The 23,087-nt window shown below is 71.8% G+C and carries 18 protein-coding genes and 1 tRNA gene; 10 read left to right on the top strand and 9 right to left on the bottom strand.

What is annotated here, in order from left to right; translation table 11 throughout:
• Nucleotides 1–66: 66 nt before the first annotated feature.
• Genes pknB through P0Y31_RS02795 form a run of 7 tightly spaced genes read right to left on the bottom strand, consistent with a single transcriptional unit; the run spans nucleotide 67 to nucleotide 8,681 of the window.
• Nucleotides 67–1,986, bottom strand: a complete 1,920-nt coding sequence (gene pknB, locus P0Y31_RS02825) for a Stk1 family PASTA domain-containing Ser/Thr kinase (RefSeq protein ID WP_275866547.1) — start codon at nucleotides 1,984–1,986, stop codon at nucleotides 67–69.
• Nucleotides 1,983–3,185 carry a serine/threonine-protein kinase gene (locus P0Y31_RS02820; protein ID WP_275866546.1) on the bottom strand — a complete coding sequence of 401 codons (1,203 nt, stop codon included), beginning with the start codon at nucleotides 3,183–3,185 and terminating at the stop codon, nucleotides 1,983–1,985. Before P0Y31_RS02820 ends, pknB begins: the two co-directional genes overlap by 4 nt.
• Entirely contained in the window at nucleotides 3,182–4,639 is a 1,458-nt protein-coding gene (locus tag P0Y31_RS02815; RefSeq protein ID WP_275866545.1) for a penicillin-binding transpeptidase domain-containing protein, read from the bottom strand. The genes P0Y31_RS02820 and P0Y31_RS02815 overlap by 4 nt, the downstream gene beginning before the upstream one ends.
• A complete protein-coding gene (locus P0Y31_RS02810) occupies nucleotides 4,636–6,021 on the bottom strand; it encodes an FtsW/RodA/SpoVE family cell cycle protein (RefSeq protein WP_275866544.1) in 1,386 nt (461 codons plus the stop codon). Before P0Y31_RS02810 ends, P0Y31_RS02815 begins: the two co-directional genes overlap by 4 nt.
• Entirely contained in the window at nucleotides 6,018–7,349 is a 1,332-nt protein-coding gene (locus P0Y31_RS02805; protein ID WP_275866543.1) for a Stp1/IreP family PP2C-type Ser/Thr phosphatase, read from the bottom strand. Before P0Y31_RS02805 ends, P0Y31_RS02810 begins: the two co-directional genes overlap by 4 nt.
• A 12-nt stretch (nucleotides 7,350–7,361) precedes the next feature.
• A complete protein-coding gene (locus tag P0Y31_RS02800; protein ID WP_275866542.1) occupies nucleotides 7,362–7,859 on the bottom strand; it encodes an FHA domain-containing protein in 498 nt (165 codons plus the stop codon).
• A 9-nt stretch (nucleotides 7,860–7,868) separates the two neighbouring features.
• Entirely contained in the window at nucleotides 7,869–8,681 is an 813-nt protein-coding gene (locus P0Y31_RS02795) for a DUF3662 and FHA domain-containing protein (protein ID WP_275866541.1), read from the bottom strand.
• A gap of 164 nt (nucleotides 8,682–8,845) precedes the next feature.
• On the opposite strand from P0Y31_RS02795, the gene P0Y31_RS02790 reads away from it, so the two are divergent.
• Nucleotides 8,846–8,928 (top strand) — tRNA-Leu (locus tag P0Y31_RS02790).
• Between the two features lie 265 nt (nucleotides 8,929–9,193).
• Nucleotides 9,194–10,186, top strand: coding sequence for a LacI family DNA-binding transcriptional regulator (locus P0Y31_RS02785; RefSeq protein ID WP_275866540.1), 993 nt, complete (start codon nucleotides 9,194–9,196; stop codon nucleotides 10,184–10,186).
• Nucleotides 10,187–10,246: 60 nt separating this feature from the next.
• Here the strand turns inward: P0Y31_RS02785 and P0Y31_RS02780 are convergent, their stop codons facing one another.
• The gene (locus tag P0Y31_RS02780) at nucleotides 10,247–12,196 is read right to left on the bottom strand and encodes an adenylyl cyclase (RefSeq protein ID WP_275866539.1); all 1,950 of its coding nucleotides are present in this window, start codon (nucleotides 12,194–12,196) and stop codon (nucleotides 10,247–10,249) included.
• A gap of 98 nt (nucleotides 12,197–12,294) precedes the next feature.
• Nucleotides 12,295–13,101 carry a DeoR/GlpR family DNA-binding transcription regulator gene (locus tag P0Y31_RS02775; RefSeq protein ID WP_275866538.1) on the bottom strand — a complete coding sequence of 269 codons (807 nt, stop codon included), beginning with the start codon at nucleotides 13,099–13,101 and terminating at the stop codon, nucleotides 12,295–12,297.
• Nucleotides 13,102–13,254: 153 nt separating this feature from the next.
• Here P0Y31_RS02775 and P0Y31_RS02770 point away from each other — a divergent pair, with 153 nt between their 5' ends.
• Genes P0Y31_RS02770 through P0Y31_RS02735 form a run of 8 tightly spaced genes read left to right on the top strand, consistent with a single transcriptional unit; the run spans nucleotide 13,255 to nucleotide 23,079 of the window.
• Nucleotides 13,255–14,157: a PfkB family carbohydrate kinase gene (locus tag P0Y31_RS02770; protein WP_275866537.1), complete on the top strand. Its 903-nt coding sequence runs from the start codon at nucleotides 13,255–13,257 to the stop codon at nucleotides 14,155–14,157.
• A gap of 28 nt (nucleotides 14,158–14,185) precedes the next feature.
• On the top strand, nucleotides 14,186–15,076 hold the full coding sequence (locus P0Y31_RS02765; RefSeq protein WP_275866536.1) for an aldolase: 891 nt from the start codon (nucleotides 14,186–14,188) through the stop codon (nucleotides 15,074–15,076).
• A complete protein-coding gene (locus P0Y31_RS02760) occupies nucleotides 15,073–16,488 on the top strand; it encodes a hypothetical protein (RefSeq protein ID WP_275866535.1) in 1,416 nt (471 codons plus the stop codon). The genes P0Y31_RS02765 and P0Y31_RS02760 overlap by 4 nt, the downstream gene beginning before the upstream one ends.
• A 42-nt stretch (nucleotides 16,489–16,530) precedes the next feature.
• Nucleotides 16,531–17,862, top strand: a complete 1,332-nt coding sequence (locus P0Y31_RS02755) for an extracellular solute-binding protein (RefSeq protein WP_275866534.1) — start codon at nucleotides 16,531–16,533, stop codon at nucleotides 17,860–17,862.
• Nucleotides 17,859–18,836 (top strand): sugar ABC transporter permease, encoded by a 978-nt coding sequence (locus P0Y31_RS02750; protein ID WP_275866533.1) that lies wholly within the window; start codon nucleotides 17,859–17,861, stop codon nucleotides 18,834–18,836. The genes P0Y31_RS02755 and P0Y31_RS02750 overlap by 4 nt, the downstream gene beginning before the upstream one ends.
• A gap of 10 nt (nucleotides 18,837–18,846) precedes the next feature.
• Nucleotides 18,847–19,662 (top strand): carbohydrate ABC transporter permease, encoded by an 816-nt coding sequence (locus tag P0Y31_RS02745; RefSeq protein WP_275806038.1) that lies wholly within the window; start codon nucleotides 18,847–18,849, stop codon nucleotides 19,660–19,662.
• Nucleotides 19,663–19,667: 5 nt separating this feature from the next.
• Nucleotides 19,668–21,977, top strand: a complete 2,310-nt coding sequence (locus tag P0Y31_RS02740; RefSeq protein ID WP_275866532.1) for a glycoside hydrolase family 31 protein — start codon at nucleotides 19,668–19,670, stop codon at nucleotides 21,975–21,977.
• Complete coding sequence (locus P0Y31_RS02735) at nucleotides 21,970–23,079, top strand: M24 family metallopeptidase (protein WP_275866531.1); 1,110 nt, start codon at nucleotides 21,970–21,972, stop codon at nucleotides 23,077–23,079. Before P0Y31_RS02740 ends, P0Y31_RS02735 begins: the two co-directional genes overlap by 8 nt.
• Nucleotides 23,080–23,087 lie beyond the last annotated feature (8 nt).

Genomic DNA, 23,087 nt, shown 5'->3' with positions numbered 1-23,087 from the left:
GACACGCTGGGGAACAGCCCTTCGTCACCGACGCCAGGGCCGTTTCCCAGCGTGTCGACGGCACCGTCAGGGGGTCGTCGTCGCCGGCGCGCTGGGGGTCTCGGGCAGCGGCAACGTCGTGGTCGTCGGTTCCGGCTCCGTCGTCGGCGGCTCCGTCGTCGGTGTCTCCGTGGGGGTCGGAGGTGCCGGCCGGGCCACGGTCAGCGTGATCTGGCTGCCGTAGTCGGCCAGCTTGCCGTCGGGGACGCTCTGCTTGAGCACCGTGTCCTCCGGCTTGTCGCTCTCGACGTAGGTCGTCTTGTTCTTGAACCCGAGGTCGCTGAGGACGCTGGCCGCCTCGTCACGGGTCATGCCGACCACGTCGGGCACCTCGACCTTCCCGCTCGAGACCTTGAGCGTGACCGCCGAGCCGACCTCGACGCTCGCGCCCGCAGACGGCTCGGTCTCGATGACGTTGCCGCGCTCCACGCGGGTGTTGTTGACCGCCTCGGTGCCGGCGAGGGTGAGCCCCACGTTCTTCAGGGCCTGCTCGGCCTCCGCCACCGTGAAGCCGGTGAGGTCGGGCACCTCGGTCGTGGTCGGGCCGGCCGAGACGCTGAGGGTGACCTTGGAGTTGCGCTGCACCTGCTCGCCGCCCTGCGGGTTCTGCTCGACGACCGTGCCCTCCTCCTTGGTGGAGGGCACCGGCTGCACCTCGGGCACCAGCTCGGCAGCGCGGATCTTCGCCTCGGCGGTCGCCACGGGCAGGTTGACCACCGACGGCACGGTCACGGTGCCCCCGCCGGTCGGGGGGTTGTCGAACAGCGAGCGGCCGGCGATGGCCATGAGGGCGACGGCGCCGAGCACGGCCACGACCAGCAGCACGTAGCCGAGCCCGCGCCGCCTGCGCGGCTCCTCCTCGTCGGGGTCGTGGCCGATGGCCGGCAGCGTCGCGGTGTTGCCGTGGGCACCCGTGGGGCTGCCCGGTGCACCCGCACCGGCGCCGGCCGCGGCGGCTGCCGCGCCCGCCCCTAGCACGGTGGTGCGGTCGCCGGCGAGGCTGTCGAGGGCGACGGTCTGGTCGGCCACGGCGAGGCCCGCCGCACCGGCGGCCCCGGCAGCGGTGCCGAGCGCAGCAGCGCTGATCGGGCGCCCGAGACGGGCCGCCTGGAGGTCGGAGCGGAACGAGGCCGCGTCCTGGTAGCGGGCCTCGCGGTCCTTCACCAGGGCGTGCAGGACGACTGCGTCGAGTGAGCGGTCGACGTCGGCGTTGAACGTCGACGGTCGAGGCGGCGCCTCGCCGACGTGCTGGTAGGCGATCGCCACCGGCGAGTCGCCCTTGAACGGTGGGCGACCGGTGAGCAGCTCGAAGAGCAGGCACCCGGTCGAGTACAGGTCTGATCGGGCGTCGACCTGCAGTCCCTGCGCCTGCTCCGGGGAGAGGTACTGGGCGGTGCCGATGACGGCCTGGGTCTGGGTCATCGTCGCGTTGGTGTCGGCGACCGCCCGCGCGATGCCGAAGTCCATCACCTTGATCTCGCCGTGCTTGCCGATCATCACGTTGGCCGGCTTGATGTCGCGGTGCACGATGCCCATGCGGTGGCTGTAGGCGAGGGCGTCGAGGACGCCTTCGGTGATCCGCGCCGCCTCAGCCGGCTCCAGCGGAGACCGGTCGTTGAGCAGCTCGCGCAGGGTCTGGCCCTCCACGTACTCCATGACGATGTAGGGAATGGACAGTCGCGATCCACCGGACTCGATGACGTGGTCCTCGCCCGAGTCGTAGACCGCCACGATCGAGGCGTGGTTCAGGCCGGCAGCGGACTGCGCCTCCCGGCGGAAGCGCACCAGGAACGAGGTGTCGCGGGCGAGGTCGCTCCGCAGCATCTTGATGGCCACCGGGCGAGAGAGCCGAGTGTCATGGCCGAGGTGCACCTCGGCCATGCCGCCACGCCCGAGCAGCTCGCCCACCTCATAGCGGCCACCCAGAACCTGCGGTGTCGCGGTCACTGCCTGTTGCCTCCGTCATCGCCGCCGCCCGCGGCGGCGGGGGTCGTGCTGGTCATGGTGCTGGGGGTCACAGGGAGGTCCTGGTCCGCCGCCACCGTGGTGCGCAGCTGCACGAGGGGGGTGAGGGCGCCCTCCTGCCCCGACGACGAGATCGCCATGACCACGATCGCGACCAGGGCCACCAGGACCGCAGCACCGGGCAGCAGCCAGCGGCGCACGGGGCCCACCTGGGGAGGAGCCAGCACGCTCGCCGGGGCCGGAGGCGTCTGCGGCGACAGCGTCATGGCGCCCGTGGGCACGGACGGGTCCGGCGTGAGCAGGCCGGCGCCGGAGACCACCGGTGCGACGGCCGACTCGGCGCCCTCGACGAGCTCCTCCGGCACGGTGCCGACGGGCAGGTGGAGGGCCTCGGCCATCGCCTCCCCGCTCGCCGGCCTGCGGGCCGGGTCCTTGGCCAGCCCGGCCATGACCGTCGTGCGCAGCGGGTCGGGCACGTCTCCGGGCAGCTGCGGGGCGGGCTGGCTGACGTGTGCCAGGGCCGTGGTGATCATCGAGTCACCGGCGAACGGCCGGTTGCCGGTGATCAGCTCGTAGCCGACGACCGCGAGGGCGTAGAGGTCGCTGGCAGGGCCGGCGGGCTGGCCCTGGGCCTGCTCGGGAGCGAGGTAGTGCGGCGTGCCGAGCACCTCCCCGGTCTGGGTCAGCTGGGCGCCCGCGATCGCGCGCGAGATGCCGAAGTCGGTCAGCCTGGCGTAGCCCTCGTCGTCGACCACGATGTTGGCCGGCTTGACGTCACGGTGGACCACCCCCGCCTGGTGGGCGGCGTTCAGGGCCAGCGCCGCCTGGTACAGGATCTCGGTGACCTCCTCCGCCGGCAGCGGGGCCCGCTCCTTGATGATCTCCGACAGCGGCTTGCCCTCGATCAGCTCCATGACGAGGTATGCCGAGTGGGCGCCTTCGCCGAAGTCGTGCACCGTCGCGATGTTGGGGTGCTGCAGGGCGGCGCTGTGCTTGGCCTCCGCGCGGAACCGCTCGAGGAAGCCCTCCTCGCTGGCGGTGTCCGGGCGCAGCACCTTGACGGCCACCGGGCGCTCGAGCGTCTCGTCGACGGCCCGCCAGACCTGCCCCATCCCGCCGGTCGCGATGACCTCTTCGAGCCGGTAGCGCTCGGCCACCAACAGTCCGGGCTCGTAGTTCACTTCTGGATCACCGCTTCCATGACGGCCTTGGCGATGGGTGCTGCGACCCGGCCGCCGGCGGCCTCGTTTCCGGCGTTGCCGCCGTCTTCCACCACCACGGCGACCGCGACCTGCGGGTCGTCTGCCGGGGCGAATCCGGTGAACCACGCATGGGGCGCCTTCCCGGTCGCGTGCTGCGCGGTGCCGGTCTTGCCGGCCACGCTCACGCCGCCGATCTGGGCCGCCTGGCCCGATCCGCTCTTCACAACTGCCTCCATCATCCGGGTGAGCGCACTGGCGTCGTCGGCCGACACGGCCTGGGACAGTTGCGAGGGCGTCGCCTCTTCGATCGTGTCGAGGTCAGAGCTGAGGACGCTCTTGACCAGATAGGGCTTCATCACGATGCCGCGGTTGGCGACCCCGGACGAGATCATGGCGACCTGCAGCGGCGTCACGCGCACGTCGTACTGGCCGATCGCCGCCTGCGCCAGCTGGGGGTCGTTGAGCTCCGCGGGAATGCTGCTCGGGGCCACCCGCATGGGGATCTTGAGGCTGTCCCCCACGCCGAACTTGGCGGCTTGCGAGCGGAAGTCGTCGGCGCCGAGCTCCATGCCGAGCCACCCGAAGGCGGTGTTGCAGGAGACCTCCAGTGCGCGTTTGAGCGTGGTCTCGTCGTTCGGGCCACACGCCTGCTTGTTGCTGTTGGGCAGGTCCGCGCTGGTCTGGGGGAGATCGAGGACGGCCGGGCCCGGGACCTTGCTCTCCTCCGTCCACTTGCCCGAGGAGAGGGCTGCAGCCGCGGTGACGATCTTGAACGTCGAGCCCGGGGGGTAGAGGTTGCCGCCGATGGCGCGGTTGACCAGGGGGCGTGCCGGGTCGGCGTTGAGCTTCTTCCACGAAGCCACGACCTGCTTGGTGTCGTGGGCCGTGAGTGAGCCGGGGTCGTAGTCGGGGTTGCTGACCATGGCCAGGATCGCCCCGGTCCGGGGGTCGAGTGCGACCACGGCGCCCCTCTGGTCGCCGAGGGCCTTGTCGGCGGCCTCCTGCGCCTTCGGGTTGATGGTCAGCTCGAGGCTCGCCCCGGCCGCCTTGCGGCCCGTCAGCATGTCCGAGACGCGGCGGTAGAACAGTTTGTCGGACTGGCCGGACAGCAGGGCGTTCTCGGTCGCCTCGAGCCCCCCGCCGGGGCCGTAGACGAACGAGTAGTACCCGGTCACGTGGGCGTAGCGGCGGGCCTGAGGATAGGTGCGCAGCCACTTCAGCTCGTCGTTGCTGGGCTTCGACAGGGCCGCCGGGCTGCCGTCCACCAGGATCTGCCCGCGCTCGCGGGCGTACGTCGCGAGCAGGGTCCGGCGGTTGTCCGGGCGCTCCTGGAGCTCCTTGGCCTCGACGAACTGGATCCAGGTCGAGGAGACCAGCAGGACCATGAAGAGCGCCGCGACGACGACCGACAGGCGGCGGATGGGGGCGTTCACCGCACCTTCACCACCTCGGTGGCCTCGGCCTCGCGGGCCGGGCCGGGCATCTCCGCCTCGGGCAGCGGGCGGCGGGCGTGGTCGCTGATGCGCAGCAGGAGCGCCACGAGCGACCAGTTGGCCAGCAGCGAGGAGCCGCCGTAGGAGAGGAACGGCATGGTCAGGCCCGTCAGCGGGATGACGCGGGTGACGCCGCCGACCACGACGAAGCACTGCAGGGCGACCGAGAACGACAGGCCGGCGGCGAGCAGCTTGCCGAAGCCGTCGCGCACGCCGAGGGCGGTGCGCATGCCGCGCTCGACCAGCAGCAGGTAGAGCATGAACAGCGCGAAGACCCCGAACAGGCCGATCTCCTCGCCGAAGCTGGCGACGATGAAGTCCGACTCCGCGAAGTAGGTCAGGTCGGGCCGGCCGCGGCCGAACCCGGTGCCGAGCAGGCCGCCGTTGGCCATCCCCATGAGGCCTCGGGCCAGCTGGTCGGAGACGGCCAGCGCCTCCGCCGAGAAGGTGTCGAGCCAGAGCAGCACGCGCTGCTGCACGTGGCCGAAGAGCAGGTAGGCGACGTAGGCGCCGCCACTGAAGAGGAGCAGGCCGATGGCGATCCACGATGTGCGCTCGGTGGCGACGTAGAGCATGGCCACGAAGAGGCCGAAGAACAGCAGCGAGGAGCCGAGGTCCTTCTCGAAGATGAGCACGCCGAGGCTGGCGGCCCAGGCGACGAGGATCGGGCCGAGGTCGCGGGCCCGGGGCAGGGTGAAGCCGAGGATCTTGCGGCCGGCGAGGGAGAGCACGTCGCGGGTCTGCACGAGGTAGCCCGCGAAGAACACGGCCAGCACGATCTTGGCGACCTCCCCCGGCTGGAAGGAGAACGGGCCGAGGCCGATCCAGATGCGTGACCCGTAGACCTGGCGGCCCAGGCCCGGCACCAGCGGGAGGATGAGGAGGCCGAAGCCGACCGCTGCCGCGGTGAAGGTGTAGCGCCGCAGCGTCCGGTGGTCCTTGAGGAAGAACAGCACCGCGGCGGCGATGGCGACGGCGAGGGCGCTCCAGGTCAGCTGCTTGAGGGCCAGTCCCTCGGCGATGTCCTTGCCGGCGGCGATGTCGAGCCGGTGGATCATCACCAGGCCGAGGCCGTTGAGCAGGGTCACGATGGGCAGCAGCAGCGGGTCGGCGTAGGACGCCCGCCACCGCAGCAGCAGGTGGAAGCCCAAGGTGATGACGAGCAGGCCGGTGCCGTGGGCGAGCAGTCCGGGCGGGAAGCTGCCGGAGGTGGCCAGGCCGACGTTGAGGTAGGCCAGCACGACGATGCCGACGGCGAGCAGCAGCAGGGCGAGCTCGACGTTTCGGCCCTTGCGCGGAGGTAGCGAGGAGACGGTGGTCATGGCGTCGCCGTGGTGGTGCTCGTGGGGCCGGTCGGGGCGGTCGTGGTGGTGGTCGAGGATGCCGCGGAGGTGCCACCGCAGCTCCCGCCGGCCGCCTTGCGCGAGACGCAGCGGACGGCCTCCTCGCGCAGCCGGTTCACCCGCTCCTCGGCGTCGGCGAGGGTGCTCGTGGTGATCGTGTTCTGCACCTGGGTGCGGTAGAAGTCCGGGAGGTCGGCGGTCGAGATGGACGAGCGCTGCTCGACCTTGCTCAGCCGGATGGGCCCGAGGTCCTGCGAGACGCCGCGGAAGATGGCCACCTGGCCGTCCTCGACGCCCACGTAGAACTGGCGCTGCACCCAGTACCACCCGGCATACGCGCCGCCACCGAGGACGACCAGCACGAGCAGGAGGGCCAGCCCGCGGCGCAGCCACCGGCCGGGACCGTTGCTGGGGGTCTCCTCGGCGAGGGTGACCCCGTCGTCGTCGGCGGCACCCGTGGCCTCCCGGGACAGGGCGGCGGCCTTGGCGGCCGGGGTGAGGGGCACCGGGCGCGTGCCGCCCTTGGTGCGCTGTGCAGCAGCACCGACGACCTGCGGGACGGTGGAGGGGGCCGACCCGCTGTCGAGGTCGACCACGTCGGCGACGACGACGGTGACGTTGTCGGGGGCGCCGGCCTTCATCGCCAGCTCGACGAGGCGGTCGGCAGTCGGGCCCACGGGCTGGCCGGCCGACAGCACCTCCTCGATCGTGTCGCGCGCGACGAAGCCGGAGAGGCCGTCGGAGCACAGCAGGAAGCGGTCGCCCGGGCGCACCTCGCGGACCATGAGGTCGGGCTCGTCGTCGTGCGCGCCGGTGAGCACGCGGGTGACGAGGGAGCGCTGCGGGTGGCTGTCGGCCTCCTCCTCGGTGATGCGGCCGTCGTCGACGAGGGACTGCACGAAGGAGTGGTCGTGGGTGATCTGCGAGAACGTGCCGCCGCGCAGCAGGTAGGCGCGCGAGTCGCCGATGTGGGCGAGGGCGACCTTGTTGCCGGCACGCAGCAGCGCGGTGACCGTGGTGCCCATGCCCTGGAGCTCGGGCGTGTGCTCGATCTGGGACTGGATCTCGGCGTTGGCCGACGCCAGCGTGTGCACCAGGTGGTCGGTGACGTCGTCGCCGCCGTGGCTCTCGCCGTCGAGGGAGACCATCCGGCCGATGGCGATCGAGCTGGCGATGTCGCCGCCGGCGTGGCCGCCCATGCCGTCGGCGACCACGAGGAGGTGCGGGCCGGCATACCCGGAGTCCTGGTTCTCCGAGCGCACCAGCCCCACGTCGGAGCGGGCCGCGTAGTCGAGCGCGATCTTCATGGCTCCGACCCGTCAGTTCCGCAGCTCGACGACGGTCCTGCCGACACGCAGCACGCTGCCGACCGCGACCGGAGCCGGCTCGCTCAGTCGCTGGGTGCCCAGGAAGGTGCCATTGGTGGAGCCGAGGTCCTCGACGAACCACTGGCCGTCGCGCTCGAAGATGCGGGCGTGCCGGCCAGAGGCGAAGTCGTCGTCGAGCACGAGGGCGCACTCGGGGTTGCGGCCGATGAGTGTGCCCGACTCGCGCAGGCGCAGGCTGGTGCCGGCCAGCGGGCCCTCGGTCACGGTCAGCGAGTGCGGCACCCGGCTGCCGCGGCGCGGCTTCTTCTGGGGCGCGGCCTTCGGCTTCGCGGGCTTGGCGGCGCGGTCACCGGAGCGGCGGCCCGGCAGTCGGCTGACGACGCGGGTGCCGTAGAGGTCGCCGCGGAGCACGCCGACGACGCTGAAGACGAAGACCCACAGGAGGATGAGCAGACCCAGGCGGATGATCGTGAGGGTGAGTTCACTCATACGGTGCAATCACCGCCGACCGGCGCGGTAGGTGACAGTGGTCCGCCCGACGGTGATCCGGTCCCCGTCCGCCAGGCGGTGGCTGCTGATGCGCTCGCTGTTGACGAACGTGCCGTTCGTCGAGTTGAGGTCGCGGATGCTCGCGACCAGGTGCGGTCCGTCCGTGGTGACCCGGATCTCGCTGTGGCGGCGCGAGATCCCCGGGTCGTCGAGCACGATGTCGGCGCTGTCGTCACGGCCGAGCACGGTCATGGCGCCCATGAGCGGGTAGCGCTCGCCGTCGACGTCGAGCCAGGGACGGTCGGCGGGGTTGACCCGCTGTGGGGCCTGCGGCGGCGCCACGGGGGCCTGGCGCTGCGTGGCCTCGAGCCCGTCATCGTCGACGGGGGTCTGCCGGGGGTCCGGCTGCGGCGCCGGAGGGGCCGGCCGGTGCGTGCCGGTGTTCCCGGTGTGGCGGGCGGTCGAGGTGCGCAGGCGGAAGACGCCCGTCTCGAGGTCGTCGGCCGGGGAGAACATCACCTGCAGCGGACCGCCCGGCTGGTAGCGCTGCGACTCGGCGTGCTCCTGGGCCGCCGCGATGAGCTCGCGCTCGAGCTCCTCGTCGTAGGCGGAGAGCCGCTCGTAGTCGGTCTCGCTCAGCTCGACGGTGAACAGGTTGGGCACGAAGGTCCGGCCGTGGCCCACCACGGCGGCGCGGTCGTCCATGGCCCGGCGGATCGCGCTCGCGATCTCGACCGGCTGCACCTCGGACTTGAACGCGCGCGCGAAGGCACCATTGACGGCACGCTCGAGGCGTTGCTCGACGCGGTCGAACAGACCCACTGCCCGGCCTCCCTTCGCTGATGGACTGACCGATGGTAACGGCCAGAACTGGGGATTGTGCTATCGGCGAGCCCGGGCCGGATCCGTGCTGGTCGTCGGGCCGGTCCGGGCGCTTGGTCCCGGTTTGGTGATCCGGGGCCCTGTGGCCATAATGGGGCGTCCACGCGCAAGTGGCGGAACGGCAGACGCGCTGTCTTCAGGTGGCAGTGTCCTTACGGGCGTGGGGGTTCAAATCCCCCCTTGCGCACGCGAAGACGAAGGGCCCCGGACCTCACGGTCCGGGGCCCTTCGTGCGTTCGGTGGGCGGGGCCCATCGCCTTCGCGTCTACAACGCCAGGTGGGATTTTGGGAGGAGTGAGGTCGCTCAGCGACCGAGCGACGGTTCCCCCTTGCGCACGCGAAGGGAAGACGTCCGCGCGCCTCCACGCGGCATACCCGGAAACAGGGCCGGGCCCCGATCGCCTCAGTACGCTGCCCGGAGAAGTAGTCCTTCAGCGTCTCGAGGAGATCGGTTGCGCAACGTCACCAGCGCCGACGTCGCGCGTGACAGCGGTGTCTCACGGACGACCGTCAGCTACGTCCTCAACGACACCCCCGGCGCGGCGATCTCGGAGGAGACCCGAGCCCGCGTGCGCGCCTCGGCCGAGCGCCTGGGCTACACGCCGTCAGCGGCGGCGCGCACCCTGCGCACCGGACGCAGCGACCTGGTGCTCTACGTCCTGCCCGACTGGCCATTGGGACCGGCGGTCGACACCCTGCTCGACCACCTCGCCGGCGAGCTGGCCGAGCGTGGGCTCTCCCTGCTCGTGCACCACGTGCGAGGCGGCCGACCCCTCAGCGAACTGTGGCGCGCGGTGACCCCGCGTGCCGTGGTCGGCTTCACCGCGTTCACACGGGCGGACCGCGAAGCCATGCAACGCGCCGGCATCCAGGTGCTGGGCACGCTGCTCGACGACGAACCCGGCGCGGCCGGGGCCTTCTCGGCGTCGCAGCGGGCCATCGGTCGCCTCCAGGCCAGGCACCTCCACCATTCGGGTCACCCTGTGATCGGCTATGCCGCCGCCACCGACCCGCGGGTCCGGGAGTTCGTCGAGCTGCGCCTTGCGGGCGTGCGAGAGGCGTGCGCCGATGCCGGGCTTCCCGAGCCCGTCGTGGAGCCGGTGGACCTCACCGTGGACTCGGCCGTGGGTGCCGTCCGCGGCTGGCGACGGCACAGCCCACAGGTCAGCGCCGTCGCCGCCTACAACGACGACGTGGCCATCGCGGTGCTCTCCGGTCTGCGGGCAGACGGCCTTCGCGTACCCGACGACGTGGCGGTGATCGGGGTCGACGACGTCCCGGCCGCCCAGTTCACCGTCCCGCCGCTCACCACCGTCTCGCAGTCCCTGGAGCTCCAGGCCCGCCACCTCGCCGCGGTCGTCGTCGCCGGGCTCGAGGGTGGGGACGCCGCGCCACCACCCCTGCTGGGCGACCTGCTCGACGTCGTCGTCCGCGAGTCCGCCTGACCGTCGAAACGCGAAGGTGGGCCGGGTCGCGCCCGGCGACCCGACCCACCTCCTCGGCGGCTACGGCGCGGGGTAGTCCTCGACGTAGACCGGCACACCCACCCGCGTCGTGTCGGCCGGGCCGCCCACGCCGTTCACCACGTGGTCGATGGTGCCCGCGGTCAGGTTGACAGTGAGGATGTGGTGCAGGGCGACCCCCGGGGTCTGCGGCACCTCGAAGCCGTTCTCGGTGTGGATCGACGGGTTGTTCTGGTTGAACACGTAGACGCCGCCGGCGTACAGGCGGTGGTGCTCGACGTCGTCCGCGACCTTGTATGCCGCCCAGCCGAGCTTGTCGCCGTCCATCCAGTCCGCCTGGGTCGGCGGGTCGTAGGGCAGCTCGTTCTGGAAGAAGACGGTGGTGCCCCGCTCGCCGTTCCAGATGACGTTGTGCTGCTGGAAGTGCTCGACGAAGAGACCGGTGGCCGTCACGTCGTCACCGTTGACCACCACGCCGGTGCGCCCGATGTTGGTGCGCCAGCGGTCGGTGTCGCCGTTGACCCCCTCGGTGAAGCCCTCCGTGCCGTGGTCGGCCCGCCACACCCAGGTGTGGTCGATCAGGACGTCGTCGCTGTTGACCTCGAGGGCGAGGTCCGTCTTGCCGACGTGCGGTCCGCCGACGCGGAAGTAGACGTCGGAGAGGGTGGTCGGGTTCGAGGCAGCGTCCTTCGACGCGCCGTCGTTGCCGTTCTTGGAGCCGACGCGCAGCAGGGCGGGTGACTCCACCGTGCCCGCGTCGACCGTGACACCGGCGACGACGACGCCCGGCACGTCCTTGATCTCGAGCGGCACCGCGCCGCCGACCGCCGTGAGCGTCGCGTGGCCCAGGCCGAGCACGACGGTGTCGGGACGCTTCACCTCGATGGTGCGGTCGATGTCGTAGATCCCGGGTGTGAGCAGCAGGTGCCGGCCCTGGGCGAGGTGGTTGTTGATCTCCTGCACAGGCGTGCCGGGGCGGGCGACGAAGAACTCGCTCAGGGGGATCGTGCGTCCCGCCGTCAGGCCGTCGGCCCACGTGACGCCCCGGCTGTTGCGCTGCGCGGCGGGCACGCGCACGGCATACCGGTCCTGGTCGTCCACGAAGAGGAACGGCTTCTCCCGGCTCACGGGGGTCTGGTCCAGCGTGGTGTAGGCGGGGTCGGGGAAGCCGGCCTCGGACGGCGCGCCGACGACGCCGGAGAAGGTGGCGTTCCACACCGCGTTGCTCCACCCGGTGATCTCGCTGTTGCGGGTCAGCCACTGCTGCTGCGAGCCGTTGATGACGAAGGGCATCCGCGAGTCGGCGATGAAGCCGCCGCTGGCGTACTGCGGGCCGGCGGTGCAGTAGTCCATCAGGGACAGGTTCGCCCCGCTGATGTCGAGCCGGCGCATGGAGACGGCCTGGGAGACGGCCCAGAACTCGGCCGAGGCGCGGCACCCGTCCTGGCCGGCGCTGTTGACGCGCAGAAACAGGTTCGACAGGGTCCGCCAGAAGTTGTTGAGCGCGATGCAGTTGCTGGTGCCGCCGTCGGCGAGGCAGCGGTTGTAGACCTCGACCTTGCCGTTGATCGTGACGTCGGTCGGGGACGCCCCCAGGCCGGCGATCTCGGTGTAGTAGCCGACCTTGACCTGCAACGGGTTCGCCTCGGTGCCGTAGGTGCCGGGCTTGAAGAGGAACGCGTAGCGGGCGCTGCCCATCTCGTTGTCGACCTGCTTGGCCCAGGCCTTGTCGAGCTCGGCCTGGATCTGTGCCACCGGCATGCTCGGGTCGAAGACGGTCACCGAGGTGCCGAGGTCCGGAGTGTCGAGGCTGGGCGTCGACGACGGCACGGCGGTGGCCGCGCCGGTCGTCAGCGTGGCCGTGGCCGTCGCGATCACCGCGACGAGGGCGAGCCCCCGCGCGCGAAAGGGGCCGCGTCCGCGCACGGCGCCCCGGTCGGACGGACGCCGTGGAACCAGGGCGCGCAGGAGTCGCTGGACGTGCTGAGGCATGGAGGCCCCTCCCCGTTGAGGTGATTGGTGACACGTGTCACCTCGGAGCATGGTTGGGGCTTTGGTGACTCGTGTCAAGAGGGCTCGGCCCCGTGGGGCTACGCGTTGCGGCGCTGGCGGTCCCCGGCCACCACGACCTCGGTGCCCGTCTTCTCCAGGTGCCGGCTGATCACGCTCGGCGGGGCGACGTCGGTGACGAGGGTGTCGACCCGCTCGTGCGAGCACAGCAGCACCGGTGCCGAGCTGGCGAACTTCCCGTGGTCGGCCAGGAGCACCACCTCGTCGGCGATGTCCATGAGCGCCAGCTTGGTCGGGCGCTCGGTGTCAGTGGCCACGTAGACCCCTCGGGTGTCCACCGCGGCCGCCCCGAGGAAGAGCGTGCGGACTCGCAGTCCGGACGCGGCCTCGACGGTCATCTGCCCCGCGAACGCCTGGCTCTCCACCAGGAGCTCCCCGCCGAGGCCCACCACCCGGCCGAGCCCGCGGTTGAGCATGAGCTGGATGACGGGGATGGAGTGGGTGACGACGGTGCCTCGGAAGTCCTCGGGGATCGCCTGGGCCAGCGCGTATGCCGTGGTGCCGGCGTCGACCGCGATGGTGTCGGTCGGGCCGATGAGGGCCTTGGCGGTCTCGGCGATCGCCTTCTTCGCCTCGGCGTCGATGTTCGCCCGGCTCACGAAGGCGGGGTTCTGCAGGGGGCCGTGCAGGGCGCTGACGCCACCGTGCACCACCCGGACCTCGCCGTGCTGCTCGAGCTTGCGCAGGTCTCGGCGGATCGTCATGTCCGAGACGCCGAGCCGATGGGTCAGGTCGGTGACCGAGATGAACCCGGCCTCGCGCAGGGCCTCCATGATCATGCGCCGCCGTGCCGGTGCGCTGTCGTAGCGCATCGCTTCCTGTCCCACGCCTGCTCCTTTGCCCCTGCTGCACCAGGGCCGCTCTGTTGCCGCCTCTGTCATCGTGCCTTGTCGAAGGATAGTTCACATCAAGTGTTGACTTTCCAACATCCGTCGTTAGTGTGGTCACAACCACTCAGCGGGACGTCGAAGGAGATGTCAATGGGCCACGGCCAGCCGAAGGTGCTCTTCGTCGGAGCGGCGACCGTCGACTCCATCGCCCTCGTGCCGTCCTTCCCCCACCCCGACGAGCGGGTCGTCGCCGACGAGCTGGTGTTCGCCGGTGGCGGGCCCGCCGCGACGGCCGCGGTCGCGGCAGCCCGCCTCGGCGTTCCGGCCGCTTTCGTCGGCACCGTGGGCGACGACCCCGACGGCCGGCGGATCGTCGAGGGGCTCGAGGAGGAGGGGGTCGACGTCTCCGGGGTGACGGTGGGGCGCGGCACCCGTTCGGGCGCCAGCGTCATCGTCGTCGACCACGGTCGCGGCACCCGGGCCATCTGCGCCCGCCCCGGCCCGGCGCTCGACCCGGTCGCCGTTGCGGCCGCTGTGGACGGCGCCGACTGGGTCCACACCGACCACGTCGGCTGGGGTCCGGTGCGTGCCGCGGTGCCCGCCGGCTCGGGCCCGCGCCTCTCGGTCGACCTGGGCTACCCCGTCGAGGGGTTCACCCCCGCCGGTGTCGACCTCTTCGCTCCCTCCCTCGAGGCGCTCCGCACGGTCCACGGGCCGCTGGAGCCCGCGGCGCTGCTCTCGGCGGCGCTGGACGAGGGGGCCCAGCGGGTCGTGGCCACCGACGGCAGCCGCGGCTCCTACGGCGCCGACGCCTCCGGTGAGCGGGCCCACGCCCCAGGGGTCGCCGTCGACGTGGTGAGCACGTTGGGAGCCGGAGACGTCTTCCACGGCGCACTGCTCGCCGCCCACGTCCGCGGACTCGGCCTCGAGGCCGCTCTCCACTACGCCAACACGACCGCCGCCCTGTCCTGCCAGGGGCTCGACGGCCGGTCGGCCATCCCCACCCACGAACGCGTCGAGGCCCTCATGGGCACGCCGGCGCCCCTGACCTGACGACTCCCGCCAAGCCAAGGAGACCACCGTGAACAGCAGCACCCCCGCGCCCGCCACGACCGGACTGGCGCAACTGGCAAGACCGAGCGGCGGCTTCGCCATGCTCGCCGTCGACCAGCGCGAGGCCATGCGGGCCATGTTCGCCGAGCACCAGGACACGCCGGTGACCGACGAGCAGCTGCGCCACTTCAAGGTGGCCGCCACCCGCATCCTCAGCCCGTACGCGTCTGCCGTCCTCGTCGACAAGCAGTTCGCCTTCGACGCCGTGGTCGAGGCCGCCGCGGTCGCCCCCTCCTGTGGGCTCATCGCCGCCGCCGACGACTTCATCGCGGGCAACGGTGAGTTCGTGACCGACGTCGTCATCGACGAATCGGTCGACCCCGCACAGGTGCGCGCGCAGGGGGCTGTCGCGATGAAGCTGCTCGTCATCCACCGTCCCGACGGCGACCCGGCCGTGCGGGTGGACATGGTGCGCCGGTTCGTGGCGCGCTGCCGTGAGGCCGGCCTGGTGAGCATCATCGAACCGGTCGCCAAGGCCCCGCGTGACGGCCGCTACTGGGACTGGGACGCCTGCGTCATCGAGGCGGCCCGTGAGCTCGGCGACCTCGGCGCCGACCTGTACAAGGCGGAGGTTCCCCTGAAGGGGCAGGGCGACGAGGCAGAGATCCGCCGCGGCTGCGCCCAGATCACCGACGCGGTGTCGTCGCCGTGGGTCGTGCTGTCCTCCGGCGTGCCGGCGGAGCTCTTCCCCCGTGCCGTTGAGCTCGCCTGCGCCGAGGGCGCCTCGGGCTTCCTCGCCGGCCGGGCCGTGTGGGCCTCGGTCATCGGCAGCGACGACGTGGAGCGGGACCTCCGCGAGGTCTCCGTCCCCCGGCTCCAGCGCCTGGCCGAGCTCGTCGACGCAGGGGTGACCCGATGACCGCCCGTCGTCCCAAGGTGGTGCTCGTCCCCACCGCCCGACCGACCTTCGCCGTCGACGTCGCCCGTGAGCGGGCCGCCGAGGCGCGCGCGCTCCTCGAGGAACTCGGCGCCGAGGTGACCGGGCCGGCCGACCTCGTCATGACGCCGGAGGACCTCGAGGCAGCGGCTGCGCTGCCGTTGGCCGAGGCCGACCTGGTGGTCAACGTGTGCGCCTCCTTCTCCGACGCCAGCCCGGCGCTGCGCCTCTACGGCGACCTCGACCAGCCCGTGCTGCTGTGGTCCTTCCGCGAACCGGGCCCTGTCGGCGACCGGCTGTGGCTCAACAGCATGTGCGGAGCCAACCTGTTCGGGCACGCCCTGGTGGTGCACGCTGGGCGCACGCCGCGGCTCGTCCACGGCGACCCCGGTGAGCCGGCGGTCCGCGAGGCCCTTGCTCGGGCCCTGGCAGGCGACCTCCCCGTGGTCCCCGCCCTGCCCGCCGAGCAGCGCGACCGCGGCGAGCTCGAGCCCGTGCAGGCCGCCCTGGCCACGCTCCAGGGGCGCCGCCTCGGCCTCGTCGGCGAGGCACCCCCCGGTTTCACCCCCAGCCACTACGACGGCGCCCTGCTCGAGAAGCTCCTCGGCATCGAGGTCGAGCAGATCTCGGTCGACGACATGTTCGGCAAGGTCGCCTCCGTGCCCGAGGCCGCGCGCGACTCCGAGCGCGCGTCGGCCCTGGCCGCGCAGCCGAGCCTGGCCGACGTCGACGACGAGCAGGTGGAGCTGTCGGCCTCCGTGACCTCCGCGATGCGCTCCTGGCGCGACGACGCAGACCTGTCCGGCATGGCGATCCGCTGCTGGCCCGAGTTCCCCACCTCGCTCGGCGTGTGCCCCTGCTCCTCGCTCTCGCGACTGGCCGACGTCGGCACGCCGACCGCGTGTGAACGAGACGTCTACGGCGCCGTCACGATGATGCTCCTCGAAGCCCTCGGTGCCGGGACGACCTACCTCGTGGACACCGTGGACCTCGACAGCGAGGCCAACCTCGTGCGCCTGTGGCACTGTGGCGCCGCGGCCACCGGTCTCGCGGCCGACCCCGCCGAGGCGACCCAGTCCGTGCACTGCAACCGCAAGATCGGCGTCGCGGGCAACTTCCCCCTCAAGACCGGACCGGTCGTGATGGCCCGGCTCACCGAGGAGCCCGGCACGGGCGGCCTGCGGCTGCTCATCGCCTCGGGCGAGTCCGTCCCGGAGCCCAACCGGTTCCAGGGCAACACCGCCGCCGTCCGCCTCGACACCGACGCCGCGGCGTTCGTGCAGGGGCTGGTCACCGGCGGTTTCCCCCACCACACCGTCCTCGCCTGGACGGACGTCCGGCCGGCACTTCGCACCGCCGCCGACCAGCTCGGCATACCCGTCGTCGAGTGGTGACCTGCCCCCTCCCGGCAGGTTCGTGACGCAAAGGAGCGCACCATGACACCAGAGCAGAGCAGAGCAGTCTTCGGCCGGCGGCAGATCCTGCGCGGGGCCGCCATCCTGAGCGCGGGAGCGGCGGCGGCAGCCTGCGCGGGTCCCGGCACGGTGAGGGGCGGGTCGCGTGGGCCGGCCAGTCAGGCCACGGCGCCGGCACCCATCGGCACGGCGAAGGTCTCCGGCGACCTGTCGTTCGCGCACTGGCGGGCCGAGGACAAGGCCGTCTTCGACAAGATCATCGCCGGCTTCTCGAAGGCCAACCCCGGCACGACCGTCCGCCAGGACATCTCGCCCTCGAACGACTACCAGAGCACCGCGCTGCAGAAGATCAAGGGCGGCGCCATCGGTGACGCCTTCACGGCCTTCCGGGGTGCGCAGTTCGTCGACATGACCAAGGCGGGCCTCTTCCTCGACCTGAGCGCCCAGACCTTCGCCGACAGCTACCTGCCCAAGATGGCGAGGGGTGGCAAGGACGCCAACGGGCGCCAGCTCGGCCTGCCCTACCAGCTCGTGTTCAACATGCCGATCTTCAACGTCGACCTCTTCGAGAAGGCCGGCGCCAGCGAGATCCCGCAGGACTGGGACGGCTTCCTCGCCCTCTGCGAGCAGCTCAAGGGCCGAGGCGTCGTCCCACTGGCCTGGCCGGGCGGCGAACCCGCCAACGCCGGCCAGCTCTTCAACTCGATGGTCATGAACAACCAGCCGAACGACACCAGCTGCGCCGACATCGAGGCGGGCAGGGCCAAGGTCACCGACGACTGGTTCATCACCACCTTGAAGCAGTACGCCGAGCTGCGGCCCTTCGTCGAGCCGAAGGCCACCGGCACCTCTTCGGAACCGCTGCAGCAGATGTTCGCCACCGGCAAGGCGGCGATGCTGGCCACCGGCTCGTTCCACATGGCTCCGGTGCGCAAGCTGGGGGCGAAGTTCCCCATCGACCTCATCGCACCCATCACCGTGTCGAAGGACAAGGTGAAGTACGTCGGCATCCACAACGCGACGTTCATCCTCGGCGTCAACGCCGCCTCGAAGAAGCAGGAGGCGGCCCTGAAGTTCCTCGAGTACCTCTCGAGGCCCGAGGTCGCGTCGGACTACGCCAACGGCACCGGCCAGCACCTCACCCTCACGGGAGTGGAGTACACCAGCCCGGACCTCAAGGCCACCGAGCCCTGGCTGACCAGGAACACCCTGCTCGCGCCGCGGTTCCAGTTCAACGACCTCGACCTGCGCGCGGCCGTCGAGAACGCCTGCACCGAGGTGCTCGGCGGCAAGGACCCGGAGCAGGCAGCGGAGGCCGCGCAGCGGGTCGTCGACCAGCGGAGGCGGTCATGACCCTCACGTCGGAGCGAAGCCGCACGCCGGACCGGTCCGCCACGTCGGCCCGGCCGCCGCGGACCCGCATCGGGTTCGCGCCTCGTCGCCAGTCCCGGGTGGACCGTCCCCACCCGGCGCTGTTCCTCTTCCCCCTGCCGGCGCTGGCGCTCTACGTCGTGTTCTTCGCGATCCCCACCGTCGAGGCGGTGCGCTACGCCGTCACGGACTGGGACGGCTTCAGCGCGGACTTCAACGACGTAGGGGTCTCGAACTTCACCACCATCGCCACCGCCGACAGCCTCTTCCACAACGCCCTGTTCAACAACATCAAGTTCATGCTCGTGGTGGTGGTCTTCCAGACCCTGCTGTCGCTGATGCTGGCCGTCTTCCTCGTGAAGAACACCAGGTCGTCGGTCTTCCTCCGCTCGGTCTACTTCTTCCCCACGATCCTCAGCTCGGTGTCGGTGGCCTTCATCTGGAAGTTCGTCTACGACCCGAACTACGGCCTGGCCAACGGCGTGCTGGGCGCGGTCGGCCTCGACGGCCTCAAGAGCTCCTACCTCGGCGACGACAACAAGGCCATCTACTTCGTCGCAGCCACGCAGGTGTGGTTCCACGTCGGCCAGATGATGGTCATCTACGTCGCCGGCCTCCAGCAGATCCCCGCCGAGCTCTACGAGTCGGCCGAGGTCGACGGCGCGTCCCGGTGGCAGCTCTTCCGGCACGTCACCTGGCCGATGGTCGCTCCGGCGACCGCGATCGTCATCGCCTACACGACGGTGCAGAGCTTCAAGGCCTTCGACCTCATCCTCGGGCTCGGCGGCAACCCGCCCAAGCCCTCCCTCGACATCCTCTCCACCCGCATCTACGCCGGCTTCGCCAACTCGGAGTTCGGCTACGCAGCGGCGGAGTCGATCGTCTTCATGCTCGTGATCGCCCTCGTCACCTGGCTCCAGCGACGGGCAGTGCGCCTGTCGCAGGGCGCGGCCTAGGAGGACCGCCATGACCTACTCCCTCACACGCCGCACCGTGCTCCTCGTCTACGCCCTGCTGGTGCTCGTCCCGCTGGTCGTCGTGGTGGCCGGCAGCTTCAAGACGACGCAGGAGCTGTTCGCCTCGCCGTTCGGCCCGCCGTCCTCGCTCGACACCGCCAACTACCGCGCCGTCCTCGGTGAGGCAGGCCTCGGGGTGGCGTTCCGCAACAGCGCCATCGTCACCGCCTGCTCGGTGCCGCTGACGCTCTTCGTCGGCAGCCTGGCCGCCTACGGCATCGCGCGGATCCCCGGGTGGAAGGGGGGCCTGGTCTACGGCTTCCTCATCCTCGGGATGGCGGTGCCGGCCCAGGCGAACATGATCCCGCAGTACGTGCTCTTCGACCTGCTCGGCCTGACCAACAGCCTCGTCGGGCTCGTGCTCGTCAACATCGTCGTGACCCTGCCGATCGCGGTGTTCATCATGACCGGGTTCCTCAAGACCCTGCCGCGGGAGATGTTCGAGGCCACGGCGATCGACGGGTCGGGGCCGTGGCGCACCTACCGCTCGATCGTGCTGCCGCTGTCGGTGCCCTCGCTCGCGGCGACCGCGATCTTCCTGTTCGTCATGCACTGGAACGACCTGCTGTACCCGCTGCTGTTCATCCAGGAGCCGTCGAAGCAGACCCTCCCCGTGGCGCTGCTGTCGTTCCAGGGCGAGTTCCTGACCGACTTCCCGCTGCTGTTCACCGGCGTGGTCGTGGCCTCGGCGCCGATCGTGCTCGCCTACGTGTTCCTGCAGCGCTACTTCGTGGCCGGCATCACCGCCGGCTCGGTGAAGGGATAGCCGCCGTGTCCGACACCCTCCTGCTGCGCCGCGTCGCGAGTGTGCGCAGCGAGACCGATGCCGCCGTCCTCACGGTCGACGCGCTGCCCGGGGTGCAGCTCGGCGTCATGCCGGGCTGGCTGACCGGCGAGCCGCTGCTCGAGCAGGGTGTCGAGGTCGAGATGCCGAACCTGCCCGACCTCGAGCTGCCCCCGACCGACGTGACCGCCTACGAGCTGCGGGTCACCGCACCGGCACCGGCCGTCCTGCGCGTCACCCTCGCACCCGCCGGGCACAGCGTGCTCGGTGACGACGGCACCTGGCTGGGCATCGTCACCGACCCCGCCCCGGCACCTGCGGCGCTCGCCGTGGAGGAGGGCGTCGAGGAGGTCGTCGTGCGCAGCGGCTCGCTGCGGCTGCGTGTCGGGCGGGCTCCCTTCACGCTGACGCTCGAGGACGACGCGACCGGCGCGGTGCTGCTGCGCTCAGCCCACCGGCTCCGGCAGGTCGCCGGCCTGATGATGGCCCCCACGGCACTCGCCGACGCCGACGGCCTCGCGCTGAACCTCGAGCTCGGCACTGAGGAGGACGTGCTCGGGTTCGGTGAGCAGTTCTCCCGCCTGGTCAAGAACGGGCAGCGCCTCACCCTGCGCAGCGAGGACGCCTGTGGCACCGGCACGGGCCTGTCCTACAAGCCGGTCCCGGTGTGGCACTCGACCACCGGGTACACCGGGTTCCTCAACACCGGTGCGGTCGTCACGGCCGACGTCGGCCACACGCGTCCGTCGGTGCTCGGCCTGACGGTCGCGGACGAGGCCGTCGACCTCTACCTCATCGGCGGTGGCGCACCCAAGGAGCGGCTCACGGCATACACCGCCCTCACCGGGCGGCCGGAGGTGCCGCCCCTGTGGGCGTTCGGCTACTGGATGGGGCGCTGCCGCTACCACTCCCGTGAGGAGATGCTCGAGGTCGCGCGGATGATGCACGAGCACGGCGTGCCCGTCGACGTGCTGCACTGCGACCCCGACTGGCTCGTGGTGGACCGGCTCAACTGCGACTTCATCTGGAACGAGTCCCGTTTCGGCGACCGCCGCGAGTTCGTCGAGGCCCTCGCGGCCGAAGGCGTGCGGCTGTCCGTCTGGGAGCTGCCCTACCTCGACCCGGCCAGCCCGCGCTTCGCCGAGGCCGAGGAGAAGGGCTTCCTGGTGCGCCGCTCCGACGGCAGCCTCGCCGGCATCCAGAAGACACCCACGCCGGACGGGCGGATGCGCGCGCTGGTCGACTTCACCAACCCCGACGCGGTGGCCTGGTGGCAGGGGATGCACGAGGCCTTCCTTGACGACGGTGTCGCCGTCTTCAAGACCGACTTCGGCGAGGCGCTGCCCGACGACGTGGCGCTCTTCGACGGCACCCCGGCCAACCACGCCCACAACACCTACCCCCTGCGCTACAACGGCGCAGTCAGCGAGGCGATCCGCCGCCACACCGGGCGCGCGCCGCTCGTGTGGGGCCGCAGCGGCTGGGCGGGCTCCCAGCGCTACCCCGGCCAGTGGGGTGGCGACGCGGAGTCGACCGTGGCGGGCATGCAGGCGACCGTCCGTGGTGGCCTGTCGTATGCCGTGAGCGCACCGGGCTTCTGGAGCCACGACATCGGCGGCTTCTTCGGACCCGAGCTCACCCCCGGGCTGTACGTCCGCTGGACGCAGATGGGCGCCCTCTCCCCGCTGATGCGCGCCCACGGGTTGCGCCCCCGTGAGCCCTGGGCCTTCGGCGACGAGGCGCTCGCGGCGGCCCGGCGCTGGGTCCGCCTGCGCTACGAGCTGCTGCCGACCCTCTGGCAGGTGGCGCACCAGTCCGCCGGCGCCGGCTGGCCGGTGATGCGGCCGCTGGGCCTCGAGTTCCCCGACGACCGCGTGGCGCAGTCGGTCGACGACGCGTTCCTTGTCGGCTCCGACCTGCTCGTGGTGCCCGTCTTCGACGACGGCACCGCCCCGGTCCGCCGGCGCTTCTACGTGCCCGAGGGCCGGTGGCACGACCTCCTCGACGGCACCCTGTACGAGGGACCCGGCTACCGCGAGGCCGTCGCTGGCCTGGACACGATGCCGGTGCTCGTCCGCGACGGGGCCGTCATCCCCCGCGTCGACGTCGACGACTCGGTCGGGCGCACCGACGACCTGGTCGGCCGGCCGTGGACCCTGCACGTCTACGGCGGTCCCGACGACCTCGCCGTCACCGTGACCGGTTTCGACGGCTCCGAGACCAAGGTCCGGATCAGCGGCGACGAGGTCGCTGCCGAGGGGACCCAGCCGGTGGCGGGCGTGGTGCGGCATGGCTGACGCAGCCGTGGCCGACACCCGCGAGGCGGCACTGGCTCGCCGGCTCACCGCCCTCACCGGCGTGGCGCGCGACGCCGGCGTGGACCGACTCTTGCTGCGCGAGCCCGCCACCCTCGCGTGGCTGCTCGAGGCCCGGGTGCACGTGCCGCAGACCCTGGAGAGCGCCTGCCTCGACGTGGTGGTCGACCTCGGTGGTGACGAACCGGCCCTGCGCGTGGTGTGCAACGCCATCGAGGCGCCTCGCCTGCGCGACACCGAGCTCGCGGACCTGCCGGTCGAGTGGGACGTCGTCCCGTGGTGGACCCCGCGCGACGAGCGGCTGCCGTCCGGGCCGGGTGTGGGCGCCGACCGGCAGACCGGTGGGTCGGTGGACGTCTCCGCGGCGGTCACCGCCCTCCGGCGCGTCCTCGACGACCGCCAGCAGGGCCTGCTCGCCGAGGTGAGCCGCGACGCTGCCGCTGCGGCCACCCGTGCCGCGCTCCGGCTCACGCCCCGGGTGAGCGAGTATGCCGCGGCGGGCACCTTCGCGGCTGAGCTGCTCGCCGCGGGCCTTGACCCGGTCGTGCTCATGGTCGGCGGCGGTGAGCGCCCCGGCGTGCACCGCCACCCGCTCCCGACGGACGCCCCGCTCGGGGAGCGGGCGATGCTCGTCTGCTGCGCCCGTCGGCACGGGCTCATCGCCAGCGTGACCCGCGTCGTCGCCTTCGGCCGCCTCGACGCCGAGCGGCACGACAGCTACCGCCGCCTCCTCGAGGTCGAGCGCGCGTTTCTCGACGCCAGCCGACCCGGCACCCGGCTCGGCGAGGCGTTCTCCGCCGGCACCGCGGCATACGCGGACCACGGCTTCGCCGCGGACGAGTGGCACCACCACCACCAGGGCGGGCTGTCCGGCTTCACGCCGCGCGACTTCCCCGCCCACGCCGGGTCGGACGACGAGCTCGCCACCGGGTCGGTCGTGGCCTGGAACCCGAGCGCCGACGGACTCAAGGTCGAGGACACCGCTGTCGTGCGGGCCGACGGCCCCGAGGTGCTCGTGCACGACCCCGACTGGCCGTCCCTGCAGGTCGGCGGCCGCAGCCGGCCGGACGTCCTCGTCCGCTGACCTGCCCC

Origin of the sequence: Knoellia sp. 3-2P3, assembly GCF_029223115.1 — a bacterium.
Taxonomy (GTDB): Bacteria; Actinomycetota; Actinomycetes; order Actinomycetales; family Dermatophilaceae; genus Pedococcus_A.
The sequence above is the reverse complement of the archived record's forward strand: the minus strand, read 5'-3'. Positions and strand labels throughout refer to the sequence as shown.